We start from the raw sequence: 13,848 nt of genomic DNA, 5'->3' as shown, positions 1-13,848 counted from the left end.
ATTCAAATAGATAATAATAATCTTTGTTATCTTTCTCTTACTTTATTGAAATTAATTTACGTTCAAAAATGATTATTCGCCGAAAAAACAAAAAGAAAATATATTTTTTTAACAAATTTGTTATCCAATTTGCTAGAATAGTAACCATATTTAAACTTAATTGAAATTTCGCATATTTGGAGTGAACATGGTTGTTGCTGTTAATAAACGTTCTGTGATGACATTATTTTGTGATACAACTGACATTTACGGCCATCAGATTCGTTTTGTGCTGGCAGAAAAAGGGGTAACAGCTGAGATCGAGTTTGTTACATCAAATACTTTACCTCAAGAATTATTGGATCTTAATCCGTATGGTTCAATTCCTACCTTAATCGATCGTGATCTAACTCTTTATGAAACACATATTGCATTAGAGTATTTAGATGAACGTTTTCCTCACCCACCATTAATGCCGGTATACCCAATTGTTAGAGCTAATTCCCGCTTAACAATGTATCGCATTAAAAAAGAATGGTATAGCGCCTACGAAACGATCTTAAAAGATCCTGATAGTAGTAAAGCTAAAGAGGCTCGTAAAAACTTACTTGATGACTTAGTTTCTATTTCTGTCATGTTCAAAGAAAAAGATTACTTTATGAGTGATGATTTTACTTTGTGTGATTGCTATTTTGCTCCTTTACTATGGCGTTTACCATTGATTGGTATTGAATTGCCAAAAGTTGCAGAGAAAAACTATCTTTCTTATATGGCACGTGTATTTGAACGACCTGCTTTTATAAATTCTTTAACTGAAGATGAAAGAAAGATTAGAGCTTAAAATTTATTTTATCTAATGACAGATTAGCAATTAAACAAGGTAGCCGTTATGGAACTTGATGACATGACTCCTCGACGCCCTTATATATTTAGGGCATTTTATGACTGGATTTTAGATAATGATTTAACTCCTTATGTTGTGGTGAATACGTCTATTGATGGTGTATTAGTTCCACAAGAGTTTGTGAAGGATAATCAGATAGTACTCAATATTGCACCCCAATCAGTAGGACAGTATTTGGCCAATAATGATCAAATCGAATTCAATGCTAGATTTTCTGGTGTTCCTCAACATATTGTTGTGCCAATGGCTGCTATTGAAGCTATTTATGCTCGTGAAAACGGAGTAGGGATGGGGTTTGAAGATGAACCACACTACAAAGCCTTAAGACAAAGTGCAACTAAGCAATCCGAAAATGTTAAACCTGCAAATCCTTTTAGGGTTGTTAAATAGCTATCCTTAATTATTTTTTTATTATCCTATTGAAAATTTAACTAATAAATAGGATATTTTCCTACCTATTGGAATACCCATGCTAAAACTAGCTAACCTAAATCACACAATTTAAACAAGATTGTTATCTTGTGATGTTTAAAATTAAGAATAAGTTTTATAAAAAAGTGTTTAGTTAATTAATTTATATAATTCCACTTTTCTACTGCTTTTTCTATACACTTTTACCTATAAAGTATTAATTATTTTATCTTGTTTATTTATCATCCTGAATGTCGCTATAGCTTTAATCATATTATAGTTGATGATAGCCTATATTTGTTAGCCTAATCGGTATATCATATGGCAAAATAAATAATGAAAACAGACAAATGAGTAACGAAATTGAATTAAAGTTTCAAATCAATCAAAGTGATATAGAACACTTACAAAGTTATTTAAATCAATGGGTTTATTGTGATGAAGCAGAATTTTCATCACAAAAAAATTTAACCAATCAACTAAAATTAACTAATACTTATTATGATACCGAAGATCATTTATTGAGACAAAATGGTTGTGGTTTGCGTATTCGAAGTACTGAAGATGGTCAAAATAAGTGTTATGAAATTACCGTGAAATCAAAGGGTAATTCTGTGAGTGGCTTACACGAACGAATTGAAATTAATCGGCCTTTACCTAATGACAAATTAGATTTAAGTGTGCTGCCCAAAGAGGCATTACCTGATGGTTTAATCCAGTTAAATCCACTTTTTACGACTAATTTTAAACGTCAAACTTGGTTGATATCATTTGCCAATAGTGAAATAGAAGTTGCTTTAGATATAGGCAGCATTACCTCAAACAGACAATCTAAACCAATACAAGAAGTTGAGCTCGAGATAAAACAGGGTAATAAACAAGATTTGATCAACTTTGCGATTGAATTAAGTCGCTTTAGCTTACATCTGTTTTCTCAGAGTAAGGCTTCACGAGGATATCGCTTATTTCTCAATGTGCCTATTACTCCTAGCGTTTATTCTCCACAAATTGAACAGGATTTGCCAAGCCTACTAAACTTTTGGCAACAAAATGAAGAATATGCTTTAGAAAATAATGATTTAACTTATTATAAACAGCTACTTATTCAAATAAATGAAATATTAATAAATAAGAATTTTGAAATTAAGCTAGAATTTGAGCAGTGGCAAATGGCAATGCAACGTATTAACTCGATTAAAAATTTTGCTTATAGCGAGGTAAACACAAAATTCAAACTTAGGCTAATTTCAGAAATAAATAAAATATAGGTATAAAAATGAAATTGGAAAGAACTTTTTTTAAATTACCACTATTATTAGTTTTATTTTATTGGTTATTTAATATTTTATATATTGCTGTCTATTTTACTGGATTTGATGATTATTTTTTACTGTCAAATATGACAAGTAATCAACTTATTAAAAATTTAACTAAGCAAGTATTAATCAACTTCTATTACCAAATACCAAACTCAATTATTGTATTTGTATTTTCCATAGTATTATTTTATAAATATTCAATTAATCAGGTCAATTCGAGAAATATTACTAATACGTTACTTGTTGCTATATTAATTACATCAATGGATATTGCAGGGCGATGGTTTCTTTACAACAGTATTAATCCATGGGTTCAATCTAAAATTAGTTACCTTTTCTTTGATAGCAATTATTCTCTATTCAATGAGATTATTAATTTTATTGTGATAATAACTATTTATATTTTTGTAGCATTATGGACTTATTTTAGTATTAAATTGTTAAATAAAAAATTTATTCATGACTGTGACGTACCAACTCAATCAGAGAGTCAACGGTTACACCTTGGTGTATTTATTTTGCTTTATAATTGTTATTTTAGCACCCTATATTTTTCCATTAATTCATTTTATGGTGTACATTTCAGTTTCATAGGTATTATTCTAAATATAATATGTTTAACTATATTTTTATTAATTACTAATTTGATCGGCTATTTTTTGTTAAGAAAATGTTTTACCGGTGTAACAGAAGTTTTAAACTTAAAAAAGCTTATATTATGTTCGATAAGTATATTCATCTTCAACTGTATATTGGTTATAATAATTTTTTGGGTATCAATTTCTCTGTATGAATATTTAAAAGTATATTATAGATTATCCAAAAATTTTTCATTGTGTTATACATGGGCCATAATAGGAATCGTGCTTATTCTAAGCTCTATAATGGTTAAAATCATGACCAAACTGTTATTTGGTTCAAAAAATAATAAAATTAATATCACACAATAATACAAGTTGGTATATATGTATTGGTAAAGTAACTAATAAATAAATTAGCTTCCAATACATAATCATCTTAAAACTTACTTCATATGTATGTTTTTTAAACTCAAATAAAAAAACTTCCCATCTCATGTTAAAAAACAGCTAAATCTTATAGAAATTTATTTTAGGCTCACAATTTTTTATTTTCAGATTATAAAAAAACATTTAGTTAAATCATTAAATAATCAATATAGACATTAACTATTTTTTTTGATACTTTGTCATTTTTGGTTAATTTTATAAATTACAACAATAGGTTAACTTTTGTTTGATTTGTTAAGATTTGAATTAACTAATATAATGGTTGGTAAATGTCAAATAAATGGAGTTTATGTGTTTAAAAGTAATTTAAATAAAATTGATCTCTTGGTCAAATTAATATTAGGTACTTGCTTGGTTACACCTAATCTTGCAAGTGCTTTAACTATTATAGATGCATCTAATATTGGGACTCATACTAATAGTGGTATAGCTGTTTCTTCAACTGAAGATATTATTATTCAAAATATAACAGGTGTTGCTGCACCTCATATCAACATTACAGGCAATCAAGATTACGGTATTAAATCAGGATATAATGGTAAAACTTTAACCATTGATACCGGAATGGATGAATTTGTAATTCAAACTAATGCAACAGGTAATTATAATAAAATAAGTAATATCCATGTTCTTTCAAATGGGAAAGTCAATGCTTTAAGTGACATTCGCCTAAATGTTAAAGATGGTACCGGTATTTATTTTGCTAATACGGGGAAAGCTGATTTTGATAAAAAGGTAACTATAATAGGGACCGGTACATCAAATGGCAGTTTCATTGGAATTCGAGCTTATAACGGTTCAAATTCATCAAAAACTGAAGGCAACTTCAATGGTGAAGTTAACATACAGTCAGTAGGAAATGGTAGTTATGGTATTTTATCCTTACTGAATAACGCACCAGATTCACTTGGTATAAATCTAAACTTTAACGAAAAAGTAACGATTAATATGAGTGGCACTAATTCGACTGGTGTTGCGTTCCAGGAATATGCTGGTGCTAACCCAAATGCAGACAGTGTTATTAAATTTAATAATGGATTAGATGTTACAACTGCTAATGGAACCGCTGTCTACATGGACCAAAAAGCAGGAAAATTATTCATTAATAGTGGCTCAAATGTTAATAACATTGTTTCAACTAGTTATAACAATTATAACGCAATACAGTCGACTGCTGGTGAAATAACTGTTAATGGTAAATCGAATATTAAGGGGGATATTTATGCAGCCAGTTCAGGACAGATTAATCTTGATTTAACTGATGGCTCGACATTATTAACTTCAATTGATAATACATCTTCATCTGCGAATAAAGGTACTATCAATGTTAAGATAGATGGTAGTCAAAGCCAATGGAATATGACCAATAGCTCATCTGTTGATTCCCTTACGTTAACTAATTATGCCAAAGTAAGTTTTGGTCATGATTATGCAACATCAAATACAATACTTGATGGTTTAAATAACATGACTTTAACGGCAAATTCATTATCTGGAAATGGGCTATTTGAATTGCGCACTTCCATCGGTAGTGGTTTTGCTAATGATTTACTCAAAATTACTGGCTCTTCACAAGCAACTGGTAATCACAATATCTCAATTAGAGATGACAACAATGGTTCAGCAGCAGTTACTGGTAATGAAAAACTTACTTTAGTTGAAACTGAAGGTGGTGGTGCTAATTTTAATTTGACTTCACCATCAGTTGATATTGGTGCATACCAATTTAATACTCTAACTAAAGTCACTGATGAACGTAATAGTGGTTCAGAAGATTGGGTATTATCAGCTCAAAAGAAAACAGTAAATCCAACTAAGCCTAATTTAACCAATACAGCTCAAAATGCGGCAAATATTCTAAACTCCAGTTACTTGATTAGTTACATTGAAACACAAACTTTAATGCAAAGAATGGGTAAACTTCGTCAAGGCGAAACATCTGATGGTGATGCTTGGGGTCGTATTTATGGTGGTAAATTAAGTTCATTCAACGATAAACGTTTATCGAATTTTGATATGGATTATTATGGCTTACAACTTGGTGTGGATCGAAAAGTTGAAAATACAAATGGTGATATCTATTATGGTATCATGGGTGGTTTAAGCCGAGGAAATATAGATCATCATGTAGGTGATGGTAACACTAAAGGCTACTATGCAGCACTTTACGGCACATACCTAAACCAATCAGGGTTTTATATCGACGGTTTAATTAAATATATGAGAATGTCGAATAAATTTAATACTCGTACCGGTGGGGGTTATTTCGTAAAAGGTGATGGTAATACTAATGGTTTTTCAATAGGGACTGAACTAGGTCAACGATTCTATTTCAATTCATTACCAAATCAAGGTTGGTATTTTGAACCTCAAGCTCAATTAACTTATTCTCATCAAGGAAGTGCAGTCATCAATGCGACCAATGGATTAAGAACTAAATTGGACAGTTATAATTCATTACTCGGTAGAGCAAGTATTGTCCTAGGCAACAGCTTTACCCAAGATGATAATATAGTTGATGTATACCTAAAAACTGGTTATGTGAAAGAGTTTGATGGTGAAACATCTTATGTCTTTAACCATGTTGCAAAAGAAAAATATGATTTCGGTGGTAATTGGTGGGATAACGGTATTGGTGTAGATGTACAGTTTAACAAACAACACCATATCTATACAGATGTTGTTTATTCATTCGGTAATAAATTTGACCAAAAACAAGTTAACTTAGGTTACCGTTATAGTTTCTAATAATTAGAGACTATCTAATAATTTAAAAAATAGACATTAACTTAAAGTGACTACCCTGCGTAGTCACTTTATTCAATAAACAAGTCTCAACTCGTCTTTCAAATCGTTTTCATTAATTATCAGCTAATCTACTATTGAAATGATATCAATACTCTTTTTTACAATTTGTTTAATAAAAAGATATGTGAAGTTAAAAAGTCATTTATAATAGTTAATTAGGTGATTTTATCAACAAGTTTAAGTGAGTGCTTATTATGTCTCAGCCTATATCGCTAGTTTCACCATTAATTGCAGAGCAAAAACAGAAAATTACATCGCAATTATCACAATGTGATTCAATTGCGGTACAAAATAATCTTGATATTTTGGTACAAAGTGATTTTATTGTTGATGCTTTTTATCGGTTTCCAGATTGGTTGACAGACATTATTAACAATCCTCCTCAAGCTGATGAAAGAAGTTACTATCAACAATGGTTAAATGAAAAGTTAGCATCGGTATTTGATGAGTTGGAACTAATGAAAACTTTAAGATTATTCAGACGCTACATTTTAGTAAGGCTTGAATGGTCACAATTAACGCAAACAAGTAGCGATGAACAAATTTTATTACAACTTACTGAGCTAGCTGAGGTGATTATTGTCACTGCACGAGATTGGCTATATGAGCTTAGTTGTAAAGAGTGGGGAACCCCTTGTAATATGCAAGGAGAGGCGCAACCTTTACTTATTCTAGGCATGGGGAAACTCGGTGGAGGAGAACTTAATTTTTCATCTGATATTGACCTTATTTTTACTTATCCTGAACATGGGCAAACACAAGGTGGTCGTCGCGAATTAGATAACGCGGTCTTTTTCACACGTTTAGGGCAGCGTTTAATAAAAGCTTTAGATCAAATTACTGAAGATGGTTTTGTCTACCGAGTTGACATGCGTTTACGTCCTCTAGGTGATGGCGGTCCACTTGTTTTAAGTTTTTCAGCGATGGAAGACTACTACCAAGAGCAAGGAAGAGACTGGGAACGTTACGCCATGGTAAAAGCGAAAATACTCGGTGATCAACAAGATCCATACACTAAAGAGCTTTACCAAATGTTAAAACCATTTGTATACCGCCGTTATATTGATTTTAGTGTCTTACAATCTTTGCGAAACATGAAAGGCATGATTGAACGTGAAGTTCGTCGTCGAGGTCTAACCAACAATATTAAACTTGGTGCAGGTGGTATTCGAGAAATAGAATTCATCGTACAAGTATTTCAACTTATACGTGGTGGACGTGTGATTGGCCTACAAACACGTTCCTTATTGACTGCTTTACAAGTGATAGAACAAGAATCACTACTTAATGCTAATGAAGTAGATGCTCTACGTGAAAATTACTTCTTCCTACGTCGTTGTGAGAACCTATTACAGGCTATACATGATGAACAAACACAAACACTACCAGAAGATGAATTAGACCAAATACGTATAGCAATAGGCATGAATTTTAGAAGCTGGAATGAATTTGTATCTGAACTTACTAAAAGAATGCAATTTACTCGGCAAATATTTAATCAACTTATTGGTGATGAATCAACTGAATCAACACAAAATACGAACAACGATCACTATAATGACCTTTGGGTGCCTGATTTACAATTAAGTGATGTTACTTCAGTACTATTGAACTATTCACCTGATGATGCCAAACAGCTTTATCAAATGCTTTGTCAATTTCGTGATGATATCAGTAAACGGACCATTGGTGTTAGAGGGCGTGAAATACTCGATCAGCTAATGCCAAAATTATTAGAATTAATTTGTAATGATAAGCATGCATTAATAATACTATCACGAATTTTACCGTTACTAGTCAATATTGTTAGCCGAACAACTTATTTAGAGTTACTGCTCGAATACCCAACGGCATTAAAACAACTCATTCGATTATGTAGTGCCTCACCTATGATTAGTGAGCAACTTGCACATTATCCAATCTTATTGGATGAGCTTATTGATATTCACTCACTTTATCAAACTGTTGCCCCTAATGAATATAAAAGTGAACTTTATCAATACTTACTTCGAATTGAGGTTGATGATGAAGAACAACAACTTGAGGCATTAAGACAATTCAAACAAATGCAACTCCTACATATCGCCGCTGCTGATGTTGAACATGTATTAAATACCATGAAAGTAAGTGATCATTTAACCTATGTTGCAGAATCGCTTCTCGATTTTGTTGTTCAAATGGCATGGAATCAGATGATTGCTCGTTATGGAAAGCCAGCACATTTAACCGATAATCAAAAAGGGTTAGTTATTATTGCTTATGGTAAATTAGGTGGTTGGGAATTGGGATATGGTTCAGATTTAGATCTCGTATTTCTTCATGACTGCCCTGTTGATAGTATAACGGATGGTGATAAACAAATTGATAGCCGCCAGTTTTATTTACGACTGGTACAACGAATAATTCATTTATTCAATGTACGTACTAGCTTTGGTATTCTTTATGAAGTTGATGTTCGCTTACGTCCGCAAGGGGATGCAGGACTATTAGCTTGTAGTTTAAGTGCATTTTATGACTACCAAATGAATGAGGCATGGACTTGGGAACATCAAGCATTAGTTAGAGCAAGAGCCGTTTATGGTGAGATTGAACTTATTAAACGCTTTAACGAAATTAGGCATACTGTTTTATGTAAAAACCGTGAAGACAGAGTATTAAAAACTGAAGTTCGAGAGATGCGTGAAAAGATGCGGGCACATTTAGGCACAACAGCGCCACATCAATTTAATTTAAAAATAGATGCAGGTGGTATTGGTGATATTGAATTCTTATCACAATATCTAGTACTCAACTACGCACATCAATATCCTAAAATGACCACATGGAGTGACAACGTACGGATCTTGGAGCTTGCAGCTAACTATCAAATTATGGACAACCTAGAAGCCCAGCAACTCACTAAAGCTTATATTGATATGCGAAATGAAATCCATCAATTATCGTTGCAACTCTTACCGAGCATTGTTGATGACTCATGTTTCAAATCAGAAAAAGAGATCGTCAATCAAAGCTGGCTAAAATGGCTTAAAGACTAATTAGTTCTAATATACTTATAATTGTTTAATAAAGTTGGTTTGATTGAAGTGAAAATTTATGGAGTGTAATACCAAATGGCGACGATCAAAGACATAGCAAAACTTGCTGGTGTATCTCATGGTACTGTCTCAAATGTACTCAATGATCGTGGTAATGTCAGTTTAAAAAAAATAAAATTAGTTGAACAAGCGATTCAACAATTAGGTTATCAAATCAATTTATCTGCCAAAATTTTAAAAGAAGGTTCAAATAAGTCTATTTCGGTTATACTACCAAATATCACTTCCGAACAATATACTAATTTATATGATGGTCTGTTTAGTCAAGCCAACCGACTTGGTTATGAGCTTTCGCTTTATTTAACTTATGACTCTAAAGAACTGGAATTACAATTAATCCAAAAGGTAGCTGTAAAACGGGATCATGCAGTTATCGTTGTTAGTTCATTATCAGATGCTAACTCCTATTATCAAAAAATTAAATTACCAAAAGAAAAAATTATCTTTGTCTATCGAAAGCCTATCTCAGCATTGCAATTCATATCTCTTGATTATGAGAAAGCTGGACGGGATATTGCTAATGAATTAATCAAAAAAACGTATCGAAGAATTGGCTTATTTAGTCATTCAGAGCATCACACTCATACTAAAAACTTCAAAAAAGGTTTACTAAACACGTTCAAAAAGCATCATTATGATGTGACATTGAATAGTATTGCATCTAAACCTTCTAATGGTACCTACAATTTAGCTTTTAGTTTTTTTGAAGAAGAACAGGTTAATTATGATGCGCTAATTACCATGGATATTGAGCGAGCACATTTTATTCGTAATGCTAATTTTTTTGGAAGTTTAAAATCTTGCCCACCCATTTATACATTAACCAATAACAGTTTTTTTTATGAAGATAACATTTATCAATACCATATGAACTATGGCATATTAAGTGAACAAATTATCAAACTAGTAGAAGGCAAAAACACAACCAATCTTGATAATAAAGGTTTTTCATTATTGCCTGATTTGAATTCAGAAAATATAACTAAATCTTCAGAAACTATTAACTTTTTAATCTTACCCAGCCCATCAACGCAGGCGGTAAAAAAACTATTACCACATTTCAAAAAGACGAGCGGTATTGATGTAAATTTAATTATAAAACCTTTCGACGAAATATATCATATTCTTAATCAATTTGAACAACATCAGCAAATTGATATTATACGAATTGATATGGCTGGATTACCTTGGTTTGCACCATCGATATTCAAACCTTTATCAGAATTAGATATTAACTTGAATCAACTGTTTGCAAAATATCCACAAGAAATTGTAGAACGCTTTAGCTATGTAGATAATTCTGCTTATGCTATTCCTTTTGATCCTAGTGTTCAAATGCTCTTTTATCGCAAAGACTTATTTACTGATCCATTAATTAAGCGTGCTTATTTTGAAGCATATCGACAACATCTTAATGTCCCTAAAAACTTCAAAGAGTTCGATCAAATTGCGACCTTTTTTAATCAACAGCAAAATACGGAATCGCCAGTAGAGTTCGGTAGTTGTATTACGCTCGGTAATTATGAACTTATCGCATCTGAATTTTTAGTTCGCTATTATTCTCAAGGAGGAAAACTAATTAATGGCAATAAATTTGGTTTAAATACCACAATTGCTATAACTACTTTAAATCATTTGCAATCATACATTAGCGTTGCCAAAAATATACAATCAGCTTGGTGGCAAGAATCAGTAAATTTATTTGAACAAGGCAAGCTAGCTATGTTAATTGTTTATATGAATTTATTTGGCTATATTAATCATCGTAATATATTGCCTTTGGTTGGATACGCTAAAGTACCGGGAAAAAAATCACTATTTGGTGGAGGTTCCCTTGGTATGTCAAAATATAGTCAAAAAAATGAACAAGTAAAAACCTTTTTTAATTGGCTTTACTCCAACGAAATCAGCGAACAAATAGCATTACTTGGTGGAGCAACCGCACAAAACACTATTTTCCAAAATCATCGAATTATAAATAGTTATCCATGGTTACCAGTGGCGCAACAACAATATGCCAATGGCATTCGAGAAAATAGCATGACAGGTAATGCTATTAATTTAAGACTGATTGAAAATATTATTGGAAAGTATTTAACACAGTGGATAACTAACCAATATAGTTCAAAACAAGTCATAGAGATGATTAATAGTGAGATAGAAAAAAGTATGGCTAATAAATAATTATTAGCCATATTAAAGTAAGAGTAAGAAATTAATCTGATTCTACTTTTTTAGGTGCCATGATGACATCTTTATCTTTAAAGAAATACCAGAAACCTACAGCAACAATTGCAGCAACTACCGCAGGATAGATCCAGAACTCTTGCCATTGTGGACCAGCATTAGGTAATGTCTTCTCTGTAACAACGCGGTTATTGATAAAGCCACATACTGACGCAGCCATAAATACACCAAAGCCATTAGAAACAATAAAACGTAACCCTTGAGCTTGCGCTTTAATTTCTGGACCTGCTTTCTTATCAACATAGATATCACCAGCAGTAAAGAAGAAGTCCCAACAAATACCTTGTAACAATAGCGTACCAATAATATAGAAGAACATATTATCTTCTGATGTTGCGGCCAGTGATAACATCATGCTACGAATTACCCAACAAATTGCGCCGAATAAAATGATTTTTTTGAAACCAAAACGACCTAATAAGAAAGATAGAAGGAACATAAATAACACTTCTGTAGCGATAGCAATTTGCATCATTGAAGCAGGCTCTAAATCTAATACAGGTAAATATACTGGTAAATAAGCACTATATGCAGTTTTAGTTATCATTAGGACAAAAGTAGACAGCATAAAAATAGTGAAATACTTATCTTTGAAAAGTGATAATGCATCTAAACACATTGCATCACGGATTGAGAATTTCTTATTTCGACTTGTAGGTGGTGTGTTAGGTAAAGTAAAACAATAAATCCCATAAACCACAGATGCACCAGAAGCAAGTAAAAATGAGTTAATGGAGCTAGAAAAACCAGTATAACCAAGAATTAATCCTACAATCATAAAACCAATGGTGCCAAATACACGAATAATTGGGAACCAGCGCACACCATCTATATGCCTAAAACTAACGCTATTAGCTAATGCTGTTGTTGGATAAAATAATAAACCAACGATAAAAATCATGATTAAAAAGCCAGCAATATTGCCACTTTCAACAAAATTAGGAATGATAAATAAAACAACTGCATTGAGAATATGTAATATGCCCATCACTTTTTGTGATGCAATGAACCTATCAGCGATCATTCCAATGAAAAGCGGAGAGATAATAGTTGCGATTCCTAAAACTGAATAAGTCGAACCAACAATTTCTTTCAATCCATAAGCAGCAAGTACTGCCCCAATAACCATATTCCATGCACCTTGCACAAAATATTGTAAAAACATCATTACCAATAAACGTGGTATTTTAAACATATAAAGCTCCGTATTAAATCGTCTTCGTCAAGCCATCATAGGCTACTTCAATATTGTAAGGTTTGAATATTTCAACTAATTCATTATGCATAAAACCACTGCTATGAGAGTGGTGAGACGTGATAAGTTGAGTGCTTGAGCTAAAAATACCATCATCCAACATGCGCTTTTGAGTAGCGATAACAGTTTCAATACTCATATGATTATTGGTCTTATCATTTTGTTTATATCCATAAGTACACTCAAAAATAGCCATATCAATTTTTTTGCCACTATCTTTTAGCCATTGCCATGTGAGTTCAGGAAAATAGCCAGAGTCATGTCCGTGTAGAAACGTTTTTCCATCTTTCTCAATCAAGTAAATAAAGCAAAATTCCCATTTAGCATGATTAGCTAACAAAGCTGTAACGGTATAACCAGCTGAGGTTACAACAGTTTGAAATGGAACTAATAAATTAAATACAAAACGTTCAGGACTATAACCAGGTACTACATTCAAACAACCATTTATGGCAATATCATTTCCATAAACGTAAAGAGGGTGGTCGATATTAAAACCATAATCCACCATACGGCTAAATAGATCGCCCACATTAAAATGGTCAGGATGAGTATGAGTAAATAATAAGTCCTTTATTTTAGTAACATCAATGTTTTCTCTCATTGCTTGATAGCTATATTCCGGAGCAAAATCGATTTGCACAATATCATCAATAAGAATCGAACTTCGAGTTCTTATATTTTTACCTTTCTGAATACGAGATTTTTCACAAATCTGACATTTACAAAAAGGATTTGGGATACCTTCTGATGCAGCAGTACCCAAAAAATGTATTTTCACATTGTTCTCCTATATTTATTT

The 13,848-nt window shown here is 32.1% G+C and carries 8 protein-coding genes; 6 read left to right on the top strand and 2 right to left on the bottom strand.

All coding sequences use genetic code 11. The features are described 5' to 3' along the window. Positions 1-187 precede the first annotated feature (187 nt). From A9G08_RS04880 to A9G08_RS04850, 6 genes are all read left to right on the top strand, one after another. On the top strand, positions 188-820 hold the full coding sequence (locus A9G08_RS04880) for a glutathione S-transferase N-terminal domain-containing protein (RefSeq protein ID WP_065562614.1): 633 nt from the start codon (positions 188-190) through the stop codon (positions 818-820). Between the two features lie 48 nt (positions 821-868). Continuing rightward, positions 869-1,273 carry a ClpXP protease specificity-enhancing factor gene (locus A9G08_RS04875; RefSeq protein WP_081299489.1) on the top strand — a complete coding sequence of 135 codons (405 nt, stop codon included), beginning with the start codon at positions 869-871 and terminating at the stop codon, positions 1,271-1,273. A gap of 371 nt (positions 1,274-1,644) precedes the next feature. Then, complete coding sequence (locus A9G08_RS04870; protein ID WP_065562613.1) at positions 1,645-2,562, top strand: CYTH domain-containing protein; 918 nt, start codon at positions 1,645-1,647, stop codon at positions 2,560-2,562. A 1,370-nt stretch (positions 2,563-3,932) separates the two neighbouring features. After that, entirely contained in the window at positions 3,933-6,389 is a 2,457-nt protein-coding gene (locus tag A9G08_RS04860; protein ID WP_176701516.1) for an autotransporter outer membrane beta-barrel domain-containing protein, read from the top strand. A gap of 254 nt (positions 6,390-6,643) precedes the next feature. Continuing rightward, complete coding sequence (glnE, locus tag A9G08_RS04855) at positions 6,644-9,484, top strand: bifunctional [glutamate--ammonia ligase]-adenylyl-L-tyrosine phosphorylase/[glutamate--ammonia-ligase] adenylyltransferase (RefSeq protein WP_065562610.1); 2,841 nt, start codon at positions 6,644-6,646, stop codon at positions 9,482-9,484. A gap of 75 nt (positions 9,485-9,559) precedes the next feature. Continuing rightward, positions 9,560-11,728 (top strand): extracellular solute-binding protein, encoded by a 2,169-nt coding sequence (locus tag A9G08_RS04850; protein ID WP_065562609.1) that lies wholly within the window; start codon positions 9,560-9,562, stop codon positions 11,726-11,728. A 31-nt stretch (positions 11,729-11,759) separates the two neighbouring features. Here the strand turns inward: A9G08_RS04850 and A9G08_RS04845 are convergent, their stop codons facing one another. Both A9G08_RS04845 and A9G08_RS04840 read right to left on the bottom strand, forming a co-directional pair. Then, on the bottom strand, positions 11,760-12,986 hold the full coding sequence (locus A9G08_RS04845; RefSeq protein WP_065562608.1) for an MFS transporter: 1,227 nt from the start codon (positions 12,984-12,986) through the stop codon (positions 11,760-11,762). A gap of 13 nt (positions 12,987-12,999) precedes the next feature. Then, positions 13,000-13,827 carry an MBL fold metallo-hydrolase gene (locus A9G08_RS04840; RefSeq protein ID WP_065562607.1) on the bottom strand — a complete coding sequence of 276 codons (828 nt, stop codon included), beginning with the start codon at positions 13,825-13,827 and terminating at the stop codon, positions 13,000-13,002. Between the last annotated feature and the right edge of the window lie 21 nt (positions 13,828-13,848).

Origin of the sequence: Gilliamella sp. wkB195 (assembly GCF_001690445.1) — a bacterium.
Lineage (GTDB): Bacteria > Pseudomonadota > Gammaproteobacteria > Enterobacterales > Orbaceae > Gilliamella > Gilliamella apicola_E.
The sequence above is the reverse complement of the archived record's forward strand: the minus strand, read 5'-3'. Positions and strand labels throughout refer to the sequence as shown.

Coding starts and splice junctions, on each gene's coding strand:
- A9G08_RS04880 (WP_065562614.1), top strand. CDS start 188: ATGGTTGTTGCTGTTAATAAACGTTCTGTGATGACATTATTTTGTGAT.
- A9G08_RS04875 (WP_081299489.1), top strand. CDS start 869: ATGGAACTTGATGACATGACTCCTCGACGCCCTTATATATTTAGGGCA.
- A9G08_RS04870 (WP_065562613.1), top strand. CDS start 1,645: ATGAGTAACGAAATTGAATTAAAGTTTCAAATCAATCAAAGTGATATA.
- glnE (WP_065562610.1), top strand. CDS start 6,644: ATGTCTCAGCCTATATCGCTAGTTTCACCATTAATTGCAGAGCAAAAA.
- A9G08_RS04850 (WP_065562609.1), top strand. CDS start 9,560: ATGGCGACGATCAAAGACATAGCAAAACTTGCTGGTGTATCTCATGGT.
- A9G08_RS04845 (WP_065562608.1), bottom strand. CDS start 12,986: ATGTTTAAAATACCACGTTTATTGGTAATGATGTTTTTACAATATTTT.